Here is a 17,210-nt window from a genome sequence, read left to right as displayed (position 1 = left end):
CCAATATTGGGGGTTCGAATGCGCCAACCCATTCAGACCGATTCCACGCCTCCATGTACGAAACCGCAGAGTTACCGCCCAGACGCGAAGCGCGTGTCCCTCGTCGGCTGGGGCCGCTGAGCACCTGGAACGCTCTGCTCCTCGCCCTGGTTCTGTTGGTCGTGGTGATCGCGGCGCTGGAGTGGCGTGAATACCGGCGAGCGCAGGACGATCTGCACATACGTGCTCGCACGGCGGCCGCGCTCTACGCCGGCCGTCTGGTCAGCCGCCTCGATGCCCACTTCGCCGCGCTGCGCTTTCTGGCCAGCACCCTTCGTGACGGCGGCAACGACCACACTGCCGAGTCGACCGCCCGGTTGTCACAGTCTCTGAATGAATTCCTTCGTCTCGATCCAGGCTTGATGTCGGTGGCCGTGCTCTCGCCCGCCGGTGATGCGGTCATCGCATCGGCGGGCACGGTAAGCCAGACGCCATCTTCTACCGCGACGAGTTTCAGCCCGCTTGCGGGTCAGCCGAATGAGGCGTTGGATATCGCGAGCCAGGATGCTCCCGAGTTCGTGGGTCTTCGGTTCCGCAAGACCGATGCTGATGGCCAGGCGCTGTTCGTGCTCAGTGCCCAGTACCGCACCGCAGCCCTGCTGGCCTCGACCAATGATTTCTCACCCCCCTGGACGTTGACCACGGTCAATGCGCAGAATGACCGAAGCCTGGGCGACTGGAGGGCGGGCAAGGTCTACGTAGGTGGCCCATCTGCCAGCCCACCAGGCGAAACGATCATGCGTGAGGATGTGCCCGGCTACCCGCTGCGGGTGCTGGCTGCGCTGCCCTCGGGTTATGCCACGTCGAGCTGGGTGAACGCCAGCCTCAAGCGCTGGGCCCTCGAAGCCTTGTTGCTGCTCAGCTTTGCTGTCTTGGTTTTACTGGTAAGGCACAACCGCAGGCAAAACGAACAACGGCGTCAGGAGCTTCATGCGGCGGCGGAACGCGATGGGCTCACCGGCTTGCTCAATCGCGAGGGCCTGAAGGCACAACTGGTGCCTCTGTCCACAAACCTGGCGCCGTCACACCAGCTCGCCGTCATCGTGATCGACCTGTATCGGTTTGCCGAAATCAACGATCGCTGGGGGCGTGACGCGGGCGACAGCGTGTTGCTGCAGGTGGCCGAGCGCCTGCGCAGCTTGCCTGAGGTGAAGGCACTCGCGCGCGTCGGCGCGGACAGCTTCGCCCTGATCTATCGCGACCTGGAGATCGACGAGGCGCAGGCGCGCATGGAGTCCGTCATCCGGTCGGTGACGCCCTCCTTTCTGTTGCAGCACGATTTCAGGCGCAAGATCACGGCTTCGGTGGGCTGTGCCCTGTATCCAGAAGACACCTCCCAGCCTCAAGCGCTGCTCGGGCTTGCGGAGGCTGCTCTATTCACCCGCACCGAGCGCGAAAACTCGGCCCGAGTCACAAATATTGATCTCTATGGACCGGCCAGTGCTGCGCAACTGGTCTGGGCCGAACGCTTTCTGGCGCGACGCTTCGTGTCGATGGCCGAGGGCTTTTACAAGCAGCTCGAAATCGACCCGGAGAACGCCCGCATTCTCGGCCTACTCTCACCGGATGCGTTAGCCGTGCTCAAGAGCCGCCAGGCCCAATATCTGCGCCTACTCATAAGTCCTTCGCTGACGGCGGAGACTCACCGCAAGAGCGCCTTGCATCTTGGCGAGGTGCATGCCCTGATCGGCGTTTCGAACCGCGCCCTGATCGGTGCCAACGGCGCCCACTATCGCACGCTCGTCGATCTTTCCAAGCGCATTCCGGGTCGCCTGAGCCAGCAGCAGTTTCTCAACCGCGTGCTTTATCTGCGACTGCAGAACGATCTGTCACTTCAAGCCGAGGCGGCACTTGCGCTGCAGCTTCGCCTGCAAAAGCAAGTGCGCGAGTTGTCGCAGGCCCTGCAAGACAGGCGACAGTGGGCCGACATGGTGGATCGCATTCTTGAACACCTCGCAGAGTGGCCTTTCATCGCCGGATGCGCGATCCATGCGCAGAATGTTGGCGGCGAGTTCGTGATCGAGGCGCAGAGTGCCAGTCATGCCCATCTGAGCACGGAATGGACGAGTCATGGCTCCGGCGTCGCGCCCATGCCCGCGGCGGCCCTCATCGCAGAGTCCTGGCTGCAAGGCACGGTGGCCAGCCTGCCAACATTGCCCGGCGGCGGCACGGCCCGGAGCGCGGCCGCCGTGCCCCTGCTAGACAGGCAATCGCACGCTCAGGCCGTTCTGGCGCTCTACGGCCGTCTTCCCAACCAGTTCGAGACACCCTGGGTGCGCGACGTACTGGGCAATCTTTGCAGCGTCTTCACCGAAGCTCTGCAGCGCCTTCGCACCGAGCCATCACGACGCCTCAGCGCCGACGAGCGCGCCCACTGGCGCACCCGGTTGTTTTCTGGCGGGCTGCAAATGTATATGCAGCCCATCGTCAACCTCAGGCATGGCCGCTGCACGAAGGTCGAGGCGCTGGCACGTCTGCAACTCGAAGACGGCCGTGTGATCGGACCAGGCGACTTTCTGCCCGCGCTCAGCGAGCAGGAGCTCAACCGGCTGTTCGTCGAGGGCTTGCAACAGTCGGTAGCGGCCCTTGCGAGGTGGGATGCCATGGGCTTCGAGCTGGAGCTGTCCTTCAACCTGCCCCCCAGCAGCTTGCGCCATCCCGACTGCATGCAGTGGATTCGCTCAGCGCTTGCGCCCTATTCGCTGTCGCCCAGACGGCTGACCTTCGAATTGCTGGAGAACGAAGAGATCGGCGACATCAGCCGCTACACCGATGCGATCTTCAATCTGCATGCGCTGGGCGTGCGGCTCGCGATGGACGATCTGGGTTCGGGTTACAGCAGTCTGCTGCGTTTGCGCAATCTGCCCTTCGACCTGATCAAGATCGATCAGGGCTTGCTGCACGAGGCCGACAAGGCGCCGCACCGCACCATCTCGCTGGTGGGCTCCATCATCAAAATGGCGCACAGCATGGATCTGCAGATCGCCATGGAAGGCCTGCAAAGCCAGGAACTGGTCGAAACGGCACGCATGCTCGACGCCGATCTGGCGCAGGGCTATGCCCTGGCTCAGCCCATGCCGGCCGCCGATATTCCGGGCTGGATCGCGCGTTTCCTTCGGCTCGATCTGCCCGGGACGCCCCAATCCCTCATGGGTGTGATGGCATCGCACTGGCTTTGGGAACAAGGCGCGCAGGATCGGTTTTCGTCCGATCCGGCCAACGCCCATCTGCATTGCCGCGTCGGGCAATTTCTAGCCACACAGGGGCTCGCCCATTCCGAGGCGGCTGCCCTGCACCGGCAGATGCACCATCTGGCGCAGACCCAGGGCACGCGACATCCCGACTACCAGCAGGTCAGAAACCAGTTTTACGAGCGCTTTGGCACATTAGCGCAGTCGCAACGCGCGGCCGCGTCCTGACTCCGGTGAACCAAGGGTCGGCGGGCCGACCCTGCAAGGCTCACATGTGTTCGATCATCACCTGGCCGAAGCCGGAGCAGCTCACTTGCGTTGCGCCGGGCAGCAGACGGGCGAAGTCGTAGGTCACCTGCTTGGACAGGATGGCCTTTTCCATGCTGGCAATGATGAGGTCGGCGGCCTCGACCCAGCCCAGATGACGCAGCATCATTTCGGCGGAGAGAATTTCCGAGCCCGGGTTCACATAGTCCTTGCCCGCGTATTTCGGCGCGGTGCCGTGGGTGGCCTCGAACATCGCCACGCTGTCGGAGAGGTTGGCACCCGGCGCAATGCCGATGCCACCCACCTGGGCGGCGAGTGCGTCGGAGATGTAGTCGCCATTGAGGTTGAGCGTGGCGATGACGTCATACTCGTCGGGCCGCAGCAGGATCTGCTGCAGGAAGGCGTCGGCGATCATGTCCTTGACCACGATGTCGCGGCCGGTGCGCGGATTCTTGAAGCTCATCCACGGGCCGCCGTCGAGCAGCTGGGCGCCGAACTCCTTGCCCGCCAGGGCGTAGCCCCAGTCGCGGAAAGCACCCTCGGTGAACTTCATGATGTTGCCCTTGTGCACCAGGGTGACCGACTTGCGGTCATTGTCGATGGCGTACTGCATGGCCTTGCGCACCAGACGCTCGGTGCCCTCGCGTGACACCGGCTTGATGCCGATGCCAGAGGTCTGGGGAAAGCGGATTTTTTTCACCCCCATCTCGCCGACGAGGAACTGGATGACTTTCTTCGCGCCCTCCGACTCGGCGGCCCACTCGATGCCGGCATAAATATCTTCCGAGTTCTCGCGGAAGATCACCATATCGGTCTTCTCCGGGTGTTTGACCGGCGAGGGCACGCCCTGGAAATAGCGCACCGGGCGCAGGCAGACATAAAGGTCGAGTTCCTGACGCAACGCCACATTGAGCGAGCGGATGCCGCCGCCCACCGGCGTGGTCAGCGGGCCCTTGATGGAGACGACATAGTCGCGCAGGATCTGCAGGGTGATTTCGGGCAGCCAGACGTCGGGGCCGTACACCCGGGTTGCCTTCTCACCGGCGAAGATTTCCATCCAGGCGATCTTGCGCTTGCCCCCATACGCCTTTTGCACCGCCGCATCCACCACCTTGATCATCACCGGGGTGATGTCGAAGCCCGTACCGTCGCCCTCGATGTAGGGAATGATGGGATGGTCGGGAACGTTGAGCGAAAAGTCCGGGTTGACCGTGATCTTTTCGCCTGCCGGAACGCGGATGTGCTGATCCATGAGGGTCTCCTTCGGTAGTAACCCGAGCATTCTATGCCGCACGCGGGCCAGATGGATAAGGTCTTGTATATGACATAAGAGTGATGCTTTCGGCGTCAGGCTTTGGGGGCAAGTGCGGCCGCGTGTTGCGCCCAGGCGGCTCGCAGGGCCTGGGCAGTGTGGCCAGACGCCGAGGGTGCGAGGAAGGCGGTCACCGGCCCCTGCAGCACCAGCCGCCCGCCGCCCTTGCCCCCTTCGGGGCCGAGGTCGATCAGCCAGTCGGCATTGGCCATCATGTCGAGATCGTGCTCGATCACCACCACGGTATGCCCGCTGTCAGTCAGGCGGTGCAGCACGCGGATGAGTTTTTCGGTGTCGGTCTTGTGCAGGCCAACGGTGGGCTCGTCGAGCACGTACACGGTGGGGCGAGTACCCGCGGTGGCCAGCTCGGTGACGAGCTTGATGCGCTGCGCCTCACCGCCTGACAGAAACGGACTGGGTTGGCCCAGTTGCAAATAGCCCAGCCCCACGTCCTGCAGCAGTTGCAGGGCATGATGGATTTTGCGGTGCGCGGCGAAAAACTCCACCGCTTCATCCACCTCCATCTGCAGCACCTCGCCGGCGTTGCGTCCGCGCAGCCGCACCGCGAGCGTTTCGGGGTTGAAGCGCAGGCCGTTGCAATCGGTGCAGGGCACGGTGACATCGGGCAGGAAGTTCATCGCCACCTTCACCGCGCCCTGCCCTTCGCAGGTCGGGCAGCGGCCCGGGCCGGTGTTGAAGGAAAAGCGGCTGGCGGAGTAACCGCGGATGCGGGCCTCTTCGGTGTCGGCGAACAACTGGCGAATGCCGTCCCAGATGCCCAGATAGGTGGCTGCGCAGGAGCGAGGCGTCTTGCCGATCGGGGCCTGATCGACCTCGAGCACGCGTTCCAGACCTTCCCAGCCGGTAAGGTCGCCCGCGCCCTCAAGTTCGCCCTGGTCTCCCGCGAGCCGCTGGCGCAGCGCGGGTACCAGCACTTCGCGGGCCAGCGTGGATTTGCCCGAACCCGACACGCCGGTGACCACGGTGAGCCGCCCACGCGGAAACTGCGCGCTCAGGCCCTGCAGGTTGTGCAGATGCGCGCTATGCAGATGCAGCGCGGGCTGGTCGGCGGTGGTGAGCGGCCGAGGCTGCAAGGGCCAGGGCATGGGGTCACGCAGGCTGCGTGCGGTGGCCGTGTCGGCATGAGCCAAGACTTCCGCCAGTACGCCGCTGGCCACGACTTGCCCGCCGCGCCGCCCAGCACCCGGGCCGATGTCGATGAGATGATCGGCGCGACGCATGGTGTCCTCGTCGTGCTCCACCACCACCAGGGTGTTGCCCTTGGCCTTGAGCAGGGCCAGCGCGTCGAGCAGGATGCGGTTGTCTCGGGGATGCAGGCCGATGGTCGGCTCGTCGAGCACATAGCAAACACCACGCAGATTGCTGCCAAGCTGTGCCGCCAGCCGAATGCGCTGCGCCTCGCCGCCGGAGAGCGTCGGCGCACCGCGGTCCAGACCCAGATAGCCCAGACCCACCTGCTGCATGAACGCCAATCGCGCGCGGATTTCGCTCAGCGCATCGCGGACGATCTCGGCCTCGCGCGGCGTCAGCGCCAGGGCGCCGAACCAGTCGGCGGCAGCATCCACATCGAGCGCGGCGAGCTGGGCGATGGAACGATCGCGCAGCCGCACCGCCAGACTGTCGCGGTTCAGCCGCGCGCCGTGGCAGCTCGGGCAGGCCCCCTGCCCGCCGTCCTGCGCCACGGGTGCAGCCTTGCGTCCCCGGGCGGAAGAACCTCGCTGCGTGGGCTTGTCGCCGTCCGCCTCGACCCAGGCGGCCTCCTCGCCGGTCTGCTCGGCATCGAAGCCCGCGATCAGTTCTCCGGTGCCGAAGCAAGTCGGACACCATCCGGTGGGCGAGTTGTAGGAAAACTGGCGCGGATCGAGCTCACGGAAGCTGCGCCCGCAGCCGGGGCATGCCCGCTTGGTGGACAGCAGCAGGCTCTTCATCTGGGCAGTCGCCTGCCCCGAGGCCATCGCTTCCTTCAAACCATCGAGCGGCGCCAGCACCAGCACCACGCCCTTGCCCAGCGCCAGCGCGCGGCGCAGCAGCTCGCGCAGCGCCTCCTCGTTGTCGGCGCGCACCACGATGTCGCCGACCGGCAGTTCGATGTTGTGTTCCTTGAAGCGATCAAGACGCGGCCAGGCATCGGTCGGCACGAATGCGCCGTCCACCCGCAGGTGGGTATAGCCCATGGTTCGGGCCCACACTGCCAGATCGGTGTAGTAACCCTTGCGCTGCACCACCAGCGGCGCCAGCAGGCCGATGTGCTGGCCACGCCAGTCGCGCAGAAGCTGCGCGGCTATGGCCTCGGGGCTTTGCGGCTCGATGGGGATGTTGCAGTCGGGGCAGTATTGCGTGCCGCACTTGGCGTAGATCAGTCGCAGAAAGTGGTAAGCCTCGGTGAGCGTGCCCACGGTGCTCTTGCGCCCGCCGCGGCTGGTGCGCTGCTCGATGGCCACCGTGGGCGGAATGCCGACGATGGCCTCCACATCCGGCCGTGCTGCGGGTTGCACGAACTGCCGGGCGTAGGCATTGATCGACTCCAGATAGCGCCGCTGGCCCTCGGTGAACAGCACATCGAAGGCCAGGGTCGATTTGCCCGACCCCGAAACCCCGGTGATGACCGTCATCTCGCCGCGCGGAATGTCCACATCGACCGCGCGCAGATTGTGTTCACGCGCCTGACGGATGGCGATGAACCCGGCTTTGCCCGCCCGCAGCGCGCTGGCGAGATGGGGGCCGATGGCTTCGTCGGCGGCCTCAGTACTGGCGGCGGCGTAGGTTGCAGTGGGTTCGGCGACTCGCAGCAGCGATGGGTCATTGGCGGCCTCCGTCGAATTTCCCCCGCGAAGTGAAAAGGGGCCTCGTCCCGCGCCGCGCTGCGCCAGGTCGTGTGCCAGCGCCTGGCCGGTGTACGAGGACGCGCAGGCGGCCAGTTCGTCGGGCGGCCCGGCAAACACCAGACGCCCCCCAGCGTCGCCGCCCTCCGGGCCGAGGTCGATGACCCAGTCCGACGAGGCGATGACATCGAGGTTGTGCTCGATCACCAGCACGGTGTGTCCGGCGTCGAGCAGTTTGCGCAGCGCCCGCAGCAGTTTGGCCACGTCGTCGAAGTGCAGGCCAGTGGTCGGCTCGTCGAACAGGAACAGCGTGCCCTTGCGCGTCAGCCCAGCCCGGGTTTTGGCGGCCTCGGCCAGAAAGCCCGCGAGCTTGAGCCGTTGAGCTTCGCCGCCCGAGAGCGTCGGCGTGGGCTGGCCCAGGCGCAGATAGTCCAGCCCCACATCGACCAGGGCCTGCAACGACCGGGTGATGTCGGACTGTCCGCGAAAGCGCTGCAGCGCCTCAGCCACGGTGAGGTCGAGCACCTCGGCCATGTTCAGCGGGGCGAACCCGTCTTGCGCCGACAGTTGCACTTCGAGCACTTCGGCGCGGTAGCGTTTGCCGTCGCAGTCGGGACAGCGCAGATAGACGTCGGAGAGAAACTGCATCTCCACATGCTCGAAGCCCGAGCCTCCGCAGGTGGGGCAACGGCCATCGCCGCTGTTGAAGCTGAAGGTGCCCGCGGTGTAACCGCGCTCGCGCGCCGTGGGCAGCGCAGCGAAAAGCGCGCGGATGCCGTCGAACGCGCCGACGAAGCTCACCGGGTTGGACCGCGCCGTCTTGCCGATGGGCGACTGATCGACCATCACCACATCGCCCACCTGATCGGCACCGAGCAGGCGGTCGAAAGCGCCGGGCACAGGTGCGGCCTTGCCCAGCGCACGGGCCACCGCCGGATACAGCACGTCGCCGATGAGGGTGGATTTGCCGCAGCCCGACACGCCGGTGAGCGCCGTCATGGCGCCCAGCGGAATCTCGACGGTCAGCGCCTTGAGGTTGTGCTCGCGCGCGCCTTCCAGGATGAGTCGCGGTGCCAGCAGGCCGCCCTGCTCGTCGCGGCGCGGAGTGCGGCGGCGCGGCAGGGCGTCGCTCACCTGCAGCGCACCGCCGAGGTAGCGTCCAGTGAGCGTGTTTGCGCGCTGCGCCTGATCGACCGTGCCCTGGAACACAAGATGTCCGCCGCGCTCGCCCGGCCCGGGGCCGATCTCCAGCATCCAATCGGCGGCGCGCATGAGCTGGGGGTCGTGCTCGACGAGCAGCAGCGAATTGCCCGCATCTTTGAGGCGCTGCAACACCCCGCCCAACCGGTCGAGGTCGCGCGGATGCAGGCCGATGGACGGTTCGTCGAGCACGAACAGGGTCTGCGTCAGCGCCGTGCCCAACGCGGTGGTCAGATTGATGCGCTGCACCTCCCCGCCCGAAAGCGTGCGCGACTGGCGGTCGAGCGTGAGATAGCCCAGCCCGACATCGCGCAGAAAGCGCAGGCGCGAACGGATGTTGTCGAGCAGCATGCTGCTGGCCGCCTGCGCCATGTCCGGCAGCGCCAGATCGGCGAACAGGCGCTGCAGACGCTCGATCGGCAGCGAATTGACGTCATGCAGATTCAGCCCCGGCAGGCTGGCGAGCACCGCGTCGCTCCACGACGCGCCTACCGGCCGGAAGCGCTTGTAGCCGCCCGCGAGCGCCTGCTCGGCCTGCTCATGCGAGCCGATACGCCACAGCAGCGCCTCGGTCTTGAGCCGCGCGCCCTGACAGGCGGGGCAGGCGGTGTAACTGCGGTATTTGGACAGTAGCACGCGCACATGCATCTTGTACGCCCGGCTCTCCAGCCAGTCGAAATAGCGCCGCACGCCGTAAAACTGTTTCTGCCAGTTGCCGCGCCAGTCGGGATCGCCTTCGATCACCCAGGTGCGCTCGCGTTCGCTCAGTTCCGCCCAGGGTACGTCGAGCCGCACCTCGGCCTGCGCGGCGTAGCGCTCCAGATCGGTCTGACACTCGGCAAAGCTCTGCGTCTGCCAGGGCTTGACCGCCCCGGCCCGCAGGGTCTTGCTGGGGTCGGGGATCACCAGATCGAGATCGACGCCGATCACCCGGCCGAAACCACGGCAGGTGTCGCAAGCGCCGACGGGCGAATTGAAGCTGAACAGGCCGGGGCTGGGGTCGCGGTAATGGAGGTCACAATCGGGGCAGTGCAAATCCGACGAATACCGCCAGACCGCCCCGCCTGCGGCGTCATCGGTCGGCAGCTCGCGCACTTCCATGCGCCCCTGGCCGAGCCGCAGCGCCGCCTCGATGGCCTCGGAAAGGCGCGCCGTATCGTCGGCGGGCAGGCGCAATCGGTCCTGCACCACGTCGAGCACCTTGCCCTGCGGCGTCTCGCGCTCGCCCAGCAGGCGGGTGTAGCCCTGCGCGGCAAGTTGCTGAGTGATGTGCTCCACACTCATGCCGTGCGGCACCTTCACCGCGAACACGATCGCGGCGCGCAGCCCCTGGGGCAGCAGCCCGGCGCGGCGCTGCACGTCGTCGGCGATGCTCTGCGCCGAATCGCGCCGCACCTCGGCGCCACAGCCGCGGCAGTGCAGTGTGGCCGCGCGGGCGAACAGCAGCTTGAGGTGATCGGCCAGCTCGGTCATGGTGCCCACGGTGGAACGCGAAGTACGCACCGGGTTGGTCTGATCGATGGCGATGGCCGGTGGAATGCCCTCGATGCGGTCGACCTGCGGCCGGTCCATGCGGTCGAGAAACTGCCGCGCATAGGGCGAAAAAGTTTCGACATAGCGCCGCTGGCCCTCGGCATACACCGTGTCGAACACCAGCGAGCTCTTGCCCGACCCCGACACCCCGGTGACCACGACGATCTGCCCCAGCGGAATGTCCAGGTCGAGATTCTTCAGGTTGTTCTGCCGCGCGCCGTGAATGCGGATCGCGCCGTCGCTCGCAGTTGCAGTCGGCGCCGGGCTGGGGAAATGTGCAGTCATCCAATCACTATACCGACAGCTCTTTGCGGCCGTGAACCACGGGGAATGGCGCCGCGCGCCCTTCAGCAGCACGCGGATGTGCCGTTCCAGTCCGTGTTACCCCACCCGTATTTGCGGGGGTCGCCACCCCGCGCTGGATAGAATTTGTCAACGATTCGACCGCAGACTCACGCCATGCGATTGCCCAAGCGCCCCGCCCTGCTCTCTGCCTTGTTCGGCAGACCAGCCAACGCCCGCGCCGCCGCCAGCTCGAGGCATCTGGAAATCATCATCACCCGTCCCGGGCATCCGGCGCATACGCTGCGGATCGACCTCGACGCGCTGCGCCGTGGGGCGCTCTGGATCGCCACCGCAGCCCTGCTGTGGCTCATCGTGACGCTCTACATGACCTGGTCTCAGGTCAGCAGCGCCGATGCGCAGCAGCGCGCCGAGCGCCTGGCCGCGCAGGCGCAGGCGGCACAAGCCGCCAACGCTCACTTGCAGGCCGAAAACGGCGCCATGGCCGACTCCCTGCTTGCGCTGAAACAACGAGTGGACACCCTGGCCTCGACCATGCGCGGTTTTGTGCAAACGCGTGAAAAGCAATTCCCGGTAGAAGACAAAAGCCTTCATCAGGGCGGCCTTGCCGAACCGATGACCCCTGGCAACGCTGCGGGCATGGTGCATGACGAGGCCGCGCTGATCGCCGAACGGCTGAGCCTGCTCATGCCGCAGGCGCAACACCTCGCCGCGTTCGAGGCCGCGCGGCCGATGGGTGAGCCAGTCGCGGGCAACGCCGAAATCACCTCCGACTACGGCCTGCGCCCGAACCCGATGGGCGGGGGCATCGAGTTTCACAACGGCATCGACTTCGGCGTCAACATCGGCACCCCTGTGCACGCCACCGGCAATGGCGTCGTGGAGAGCGCCGGGTGGAAGGCGGGCTACGGCAACTGCGTGGTGATCGATCATCCCTTCGGCTATCGCAGCCTGTTCGGGCACCTGAGCAAAATCATGGTCAAGCCGGGTGAGGCCGTGCAGCGTGGTCAGGTCGTTGCGCTGTCGGGCAACTCGGGCCGTTCCACCGGCCCGCACCTGCACTACACCCTGTTCTACGGCGACAAGACCCTCGACCCCGCCACCTACCTCCTCGCGCAACGATAGGACAAGCCATGTTCAAACCCAAGACCCCGAAGACCACCGACGTGTGGGCGAAGGACGCCGCCGCCATCTCCACCTCCTCCGCTGCCGTCACGCCCTCGGCCCTGACCTTCATCGGAGCCGGCAGCGAGGTTCGCGGCGATCTGCGCGCGGCTGGCAATCTGCGCATCGACGGCGCCATCTTCGGCACCGTGCAGGTCGATGGCGATCTGGAAGTCTCGTCCACCGGCGTCATCGAGGGCGAGAAGGTCACCGCCCGCAGCGTGCTGGTGCATGGCCGCATCAAGGCTCGGGTGCAAGCCGTCGAGCATCTGCGCATTCACGGACAGGGAAGGGTCGAAGGCGATGTGACGGCGCAGTCGCTCGACATCGAGGCCGGGGCGCATTTCGTCGGCTACAGCCGCACCGGGGTGGAGCCGCAGGCCGAAATGCTGCAGATCGATCATGCCGAACCTCTTGCCGGCCGTGACGAGGACACCCCCATTCAGCCTGATGCGTAATCTCGGCGTTTGACATTCGTCCAGCAGGGTGCAACAGCGGCATGCTGTAATGCCGCATGTCTGCCGAATACGCCGCTTCCCGTTCTCTCCCCCACACCGAAAAACGCCCGCGCAGCCGGTCGATGCGCTCGCTGAGCGGCCTGCTGCCCTTTCTGCGGCCCTACCGTGGCCGTATCGCGCTGGCGCTGCTGTTTCTGCTGCTGGCTGCAAGCAGTACCCTGGCGTTCCCGATGGCGCTGCGCTGGCTGATCGACGCCGGTCTGCTGCATGCGCAGGCCAGCCGCGCCACGCTTGCCTGGCACTTCGCCGGGCTGTTCGGCCTCGCGGTGGCGCTTGGGGTGTTCTCTGCGGCTCGTTTCTACATGGTGAGCTGGCTGGGCGAGCGCATCACCGCCGATGTGCGCAGCGCCGTCTATGCGCATGTGCTGCGCCAGAGCCCGCAGTTCTTCGAGCACACGCAGACCGGGGAGGTTCTTTCGCGCCTGACGACCGACACCACCCTGGTGCAGACCGTGGTGGGCACCAGCTTTTCGATGGGGCTGCGCAACGGCGTCGTTCTGCTCGGTGGCATGACCATGCTCATCATCACCAATCCCGGTCTGATGCTGGGCGTGCTGGTGGTCATTGCCCTGGTGGTCGCACCCGCGGTGCTCATCGGGCGCAGGGTGCGCCGTCTTTCTCGCGCCAGCCAGGATCGCATCGCCGACGCCAGTGCGCTGGCCTCCGAGGTGCTGGCCGCCATGCCCGTGGTGCAGAGCTACGCGCGGGAAGACGACGAGGCACGGCGCTTTGCCGACTCGGCCGAAACCGCCTTCCGCACCGCGGTCAGCCGCAACAAGGTGCGCTCGCTGCTCACGGCCTTCATCATCGTCGCCATGTTTGGCGCCCTGCTCTACGGTCTGTATCTGGGCACGGTCTCGGTCATGGAAGGCCGCATGAGCGCCGGCGTGCTGGGACAGACGGTGCTCTACATCGGGCTGGTGGCGGGCTCGGCCGCCGCGCTGGCCGAGGTCTTTGGCGATCTTTTGCGCGCAGCTGGCGCGACTGAACGGCTGATGGAACTCCTGGCCGAACAGTCGCCCGTGCGTAATCCGGCGCAGCCCGTGGGCCTCCCGGTGGCGCGGGGCGGCTCTGCCGTGACCCTCGACCATGTGCGCTTTTTCTACCCCTCGCGGCCCGACAAGCCGGCGCTGGATGATTTTTCGCTCAGCATCGAGTCCGGCGAGACCGTGGCCTTGGTCGGCCCCAGCGGCGCCGGCAAGACCACGGTGCTGCAACTGCTGCTGCGCTTTTACGACGCGCAGCAAGGCAGCATCCGCATCGACGGTGTGGACGTGCAGCAGACCGACTTCAAGGCGCTGCGCCAGCGCATCGGCCTGGTGCCGCAAGACGCCATGATCTTCTCCGCCAGCGCGGCCGACAACATCCGCTACGGCCGCCCCGACGCGACCGACGCCGAGGTCAAGGCCGCTGCACGCGCGGCGCAGGCCGAGGCATTCATTCTGGAATTGCCGCAGGGCTATGACACCTACCTCGGCGAGCGCGGGGTGCGTCTGTCGGGCGGGCAGCGCCAGCGCATCAGCATCGCCCGCGCCATTCTCAAAAACGCCCCCCTGCTCCTGCTCGACGAAGCCACCAGCGCCCTGGACGCCGCCAGCGAGCGCGACGTGCAGACCGCGCTCGAACACGCCATGCGCGACCGCACCACCCTGGTCATCGCCCACCGTCTGGCCACCGTGCAACGCGCCGGCCGCATCGTGGTCATGGATCAGGGCCGCATCGTCGACATCGGCACCCACGCCGAACTCATGGCGCGAGGCGGCCTCTACGCCAGCCTCGCAGCGCTGCAGTTCATGCAGTGATCCATCACAGCCCCAGCTTTTCCGCGACGAAATCCGCGTCCTTGTCGCCTCGGCCTGACAGGTTGACCAGAATGTCAGCGTCCTTGCCGAGGGATGGCGCCGTCGCCATCGCCCAGGCCACGGCATGCGCGGACTCCAACGCCGGAATCAGACCTTCAAGGCGCGACAGGGTCATGAAGGCATCCAGGCAAGCCGCGTCGTCGACGGCGTAGTACTCGGCGCGGCCGATGTCCTTCAGATAGGCATGCTGCGGGCCGACGCCGGGGTAGTCGAGCCCGGAGGCGATGGAATACACCGGATCGGGCTCGCCCTCTTTCACCTCCTGCAGCAGATAGGAGTGGAAGCCATGCAGCGTGCCGGGCTTGCCGTAGGAGAGCGTGGCCGCGTGTTTGCCGGTTTCACGCCCCACGCCGGAAGGCTCCACGCCCACCAGCCGCACGCCGGGGTCGTTGAGAAAGCCGGAGAAAAGACCCATCGCGTTCGAGCCGCCGCCCACGCAGGCCGCGACCACATCGGGCAGCTTGCCCGCCTGTTTCGGAAACTGCTCGCGCGCCTCTCGGCCGACGATGGACTGGAACTCCGCCACCATCATCGGGAAGGGGTGCGGACCCACGACCGAGCCGATGGCATAGAAAAAGTGCTCCGGGTCGCGGAGATATTCGTCGAAGGCGCTGTCCACCGCGTCCTTCAGCGTTTTGGTGCCGCGATCGACACTCACCACCTTGGCGCCGAGAATCTTCATCTTGGTGACGTTGGGGTGCTCCTTGGCGACATCGATCTCGCCCATGTGGATTTCGCACGGCAGGCCCACCAGCGCGCAGGCCGTGGCCAGGGCCACACCGTGCTGCCCGGCGCCGGTTTCGGCCAGCACCTTGGTCTTGCCCATATGCTTGGCCAGCAGTGCCTCGCCCAGGCAATGGTTGATTTTGTGCGCACCGGTATGGTTGAGGTCTTCGCGCTTGAACCAGATGCGCGCGCCGCCGCAATGCGCGCTCAGCCGTTTGGCGAGATAGATGGGACTGGGGCGGCCGACGTAATGCGTGTACAGATCGTTCAGCTCGCTGCGATAGGCCTCGGTGTCGCGGATGGACAGATAGGCGCGGCCGATGTCGTCCATGATGGCCTTGAGATGCGGGGGCAGATACTGACCGCCGTAGGGGCCGTAGTTGCCGTGGGCGTCGGGTTGCAGATCGATGGCTTGCTGCATGCAAAATCTCCTTGATCGGTTGTGTGCCGATAGTATGCCTGCCCAAACTCACCGTTTTGACCCGACTCATGCCTTCCATCCCCACCCCCTACGAAGACCTGATGCGTCACGTCTTCAACCACGGCCAGGACAAGACCGACCGCACGGGCACGGGCACGCGCAGCGTGTTCGGCCACCAGATGCGCTTCGATCTGTCGGCCGGTTTTCCGCTCATTACCACCAAGCGGGTGCATTTCAAGAGCATCGCCTACGAGCTGTTGTGGTTTCTGCGCGGCGAGTCGAACGTGCGCTGGCTACAGGAACATGGGGTGACGATCTGGGACGAGTGGGCGCGTGAAGACGGCGAACTGGGCCCGATCTACGGCGTGCAATGGCGCTCGTGGCCGGCGCCGACGCCCGACGACCCGCATCGCACCATCGATCAGATCAGCGAAGTGCTGCGGCAACTGCGTACCCAGCCGGATTCGCGCCGCATCATCGTCAGCGCCTGGAACGTCAGCCAGATCGCGGAGATGGCGCTGCCGCCCTGCCATGCGTTTTTCCAGTTTTTTGTGGCCCCACCGCGCCAGCCTGGCGAGCCGGGGCGACTGAGCTGCCAGCTCTACCAGCGCAGCGCCGATATTTTTCTGGGCGTGCCGTTCAACATCGCCAGCTACGCGCTGCTCACCCTGATGATCGCGCAACAGACCGACCTCCTGCCCGGCGATTTCGTCTGGACCGGCGGCGACTGTCATCTCTACAGCAACCATTTCGCCCAGGTTCAGGAACAACTCAGCCGCACGCCCTACCCCTATCCCACGCTGGAGTTCGCGCGCAAGCCCGACAGCCTGTTCGATTACACCTTCGACGACTTCGTGCTGAAGAACTACCAGCATCACCCGGCGATCAAGGCCCCCGTTGCGGTATGACAGAGCTGGTTCTCATCGCCGCCGTGGCACGCAACGGCATCATCGGCAAGAACGGCGGCATGCCCTGGCATCTGCCTGCCGACCTGCAACATTTCAAGCGTCTGACCCTGGGGCACCCGATCCTGATGGGGCGCCGCACCTGGGATTCGCTGGGGCGCCCCCTGCCCGGTCGGCGCAACATCGTCATCAGCCGCCAGACCGGCTGGCAGGCGACCGGAGCCGAGCATGCCGAGTCGCTGGAAGCCGCCCTGCAAATGGTGGCGAGTGATGCGCTGGCTTTCGTGATTGGAGGGGCGCAGCTCTACGCCCAGGCGCTGCCTCTGGCTGACCGGCTGGAGCTGACCGAGATCGACCAACATTTCGATGGCGACACGCGCTTTCCCGATTGGGACCGCAGCCGCTTCGTCGAAACCGCCCGCGAGTCTCATGTGGCGCCGCAAGGCTGGGCCTTTCACTTCGTCACCTACACCGCCAAGGTCGAACCCTCCGTCTGACTCATGGCTCTGTGCGCCACGTTGTTTCAAGGCATTGCCATCTGGGCCGGATTGCCAGCCACCCTGTTCGCGCTCATGCTGCTGCTGGGCTATCGCCTGAACACCCGTTTCACCTGGACGATGTTGCTTCTGGGCATTGCCGGCCTGTCCACGCGGGCGATCGCGAAAGCCTGCACGGTTTGGAGCCAGAGTGCAGCGCAGGCAAGCCTCTGGCTCGGCCTTGCCTGGCTTGCTCTGGCTCTGGTCGTCATTGCTGCATGTGCCGTTGCCCTATGGCGGATCGCACTGCCCCGCGACCACAGAAGCTGATCCCGATTCTCCTCGTGGCTTGTCGGGCCGCGCCATTGTCATCCTCGATCCGTCGCGCCATCCTCCCGTTCTTTTGCGCAATCCGGATTGATGCTGTCACGTCGTTTGCATTCCGAAACA

At 65.8% G+C, this 17,210-nt stretch carries 10 protein-coding genes; 7 read left to right on the top strand and 3 right to left on the bottom strand.

Annotated elements, in window-relative coordinates; translation table 11 throughout:
- The first annotated feature begins 53 nt into the window (after nt 1-53).
- Nucleotides 54-3,458 (top strand): EAL domain-containing protein, encoded by a 3,405-nt coding sequence (locus ASC45_RS06560; protein WP_055450245.1) that lies wholly within the window; start codon nt 54-56, stop codon nt 3,456-3,458.
- A 40-nt stretch (nt 3,459-3,498) separates the two neighbouring features.
- Here ASC45_RS06560 and icd read toward each other — a convergent pair whose 3' ends face one another.
- Together icd and uvrA are read right to left on the bottom strand one after the other, a co-directional pair.
- Entirely contained in the window at nt 3,499-4,749 is a 1,251-nt protein-coding gene (icd, locus tag ASC45_RS06555; RefSeq protein ID WP_055450244.1) for an NADP-dependent isocitrate dehydrogenase, read from the bottom strand.
- A 95-nt stretch (nt 4,750-4,844) separates the two neighbouring features.
- On the bottom strand, nt 4,845-10,670 hold the full coding sequence (gene uvrA, locus ASC45_RS06550) for an excinuclease ABC subunit UvrA (protein ID WP_055450243.1): 5,826 nt from the start codon (nt 10,668-10,670) through the stop codon (nt 4,845-4,847).
- A gap of 174 nt (nt 10,671-10,844) precedes the next feature.
- Here uvrA and ASC45_RS06545 point away from each other — a divergent pair, with 174 nt between their 5' ends.
- The 3 genes from ASC45_RS06545 (at nt 10,845) to ASC45_RS06535 (ending at nt 14,172) form a co-directional block, all read left to right on the top strand.
- Nucleotides 10,845-11,813, top strand: a complete 969-nt coding sequence (locus ASC45_RS06545) for a M23 family metallopeptidase (protein ID WP_055450242.1) — start codon at nt 10,845-10,847, stop codon at nt 11,811-11,813.
- 8 nt (nt 11,814-11,821) lie between these two features.
- On the top strand, nt 11,822-12,310 hold the full coding sequence (locus ASC45_RS06540; RefSeq protein ID WP_055450241.1) for a bactofilin family protein: 489 nt from the start codon (nt 11,822-11,824) through the stop codon (nt 12,308-12,310).
- Nucleotides 12,311-12,432: 122 nt separating this feature from the next.
- The gene (locus tag ASC45_RS06535; RefSeq protein WP_245609975.1) at nt 12,433-14,172 is read left to right on the top strand and encodes an ABC transporter transmembrane domain-containing protein; all 1,740 of its coding nucleotides are present in this window, start codon (nt 12,433-12,435) and stop codon (nt 14,170-14,172) included.
- Nucleotides 14,173-14,176: 4 nt separating this feature from the next.
- Here ASC45_RS06535 and trpB read toward each other — a convergent pair whose 3' ends face one another.
- On the bottom strand, nt 14,177-15,379 hold the full coding sequence (trpB, locus tag ASC45_RS06530) for a tryptophan synthase subunit beta (protein ID WP_055450239.1): 1,203 nt from the start codon (nt 15,377-15,379) through the stop codon (nt 14,177-14,179).
- A gap of 68 nt (nt 15,380-15,447) precedes the next feature.
- Here trpB and ASC45_RS06525 point away from each other — a divergent pair, with 68 nt between their 5' ends.
- From ASC45_RS06525 to ASC45_RS06515, 3 genes are read left to right on the top strand one after another with little or no spacing between them, the layout of a single operon-like run.
- Nucleotides 15,448-16,287 carry a thymidylate synthase gene (locus ASC45_RS06525; RefSeq protein ID WP_055450238.1) on the top strand — a complete coding sequence of 280 codons (840 nt, stop codon included), beginning with the start codon at nt 15,448-15,450 and terminating at the stop codon, nt 16,285-16,287.
- Nucleotides 16,284-16,781 (top strand): dihydrofolate reductase, encoded by a 498-nt coding sequence (locus ASC45_RS06520; protein WP_055450237.1) that lies wholly within the window; start codon nt 16,284-16,286, stop codon nt 16,779-16,781. The genes ASC45_RS06525 and ASC45_RS06520 overlap by 4 nt, the downstream gene beginning before the upstream one ends.
- 3 nt (nt 16,782-16,784) lie before the next feature.
- Nucleotides 16,785-17,090 (top strand): hypothetical protein, encoded by a 306-nt coding sequence (locus ASC45_RS06515; RefSeq protein WP_055450236.1) that lies wholly within the window; start codon nt 16,785-16,787, stop codon nt 17,088-17,090.
- The last annotated feature ends 120 nt before the right edge of the window (nt 17,091-17,210 follow it).

It is taken from the genome of Thiomonas bhubaneswarensis, from assembly GCF_001418255.1.
GTDB classification, from domain to species: Bacteria; Pseudomonadota; Gammaproteobacteria; order Burkholderiales; family Burkholderiaceae_C; genus Thiomonas; species Thiomonas bhubaneswarensis.
Note: the sequence above shows the minus strand (reverse complement) of the source record. Positions and strands in the feature narration are given on the sequence as shown.

Coding starts and splice junctions, on each gene's coding strand:
- ASC45_RS06560 (WP_055450245.1), top strand. CDS start 54: ATGTACGAAACCGCAGAGTTACCGCCCAGACGCGAAGCGCGTGTCCCT.
- ASC45_RS06545 (WP_055450242.1), top strand. CDS start 10,845: ATGCGATTGCCCAAGCGCCCCGCCCTGCTCTCTGCCTTGTTCGGCAGA.
- ASC45_RS06525 (WP_055450238.1), top strand. CDS start 15,448: ATGCCTTCCATCCCCACCCCCTACGAAGACCTGATGCGTCACGTCTTC.
- ASC45_RS06535 (WP_245609975.1), top strand. CDS start 12,433: ATGCGCTCGCTGAGCGGCCTGCTGCCCTTTCTGCGGCCCTACCGTGGC.
- ASC45_RS06540 (WP_055450241.1), top strand. CDS start 11,822: ATGTTCAAACCCAAGACCCCGAAGACCACCGACGTGTGGGCGAAGGAC.
- trpB (WP_055450239.1), bottom strand. CDS start 15,379: ATGCAGCAAGCCATCGATCTGCAACCCGACGCCCACGGCAACTACGGC.
- ASC45_RS06520 (WP_055450237.1), top strand. CDS start 16,284: ATGACAGAGCTGGTTCTCATCGCCGCCGTGGCACGCAACGGCATCATC.
- ASC45_RS06515 (WP_055450236.1), top strand. CDS start 16,785: ATGGCTCTGTGCGCCACGTTGTTTCAAGGCATTGCCATCTGGGCCGGA.
- icd (WP_055450244.1), bottom strand. CDS start 4,749: ATGGATCAGCACATCCGCGTTCCGGCAGGCGAAAAGATCACGGTCAAC.
- uvrA (WP_055450243.1), bottom strand. CDS start 10,670: ATGACTGCACATTTCCCCAGCCCGGCGCCGACTGCAACTGCGAGCGAC.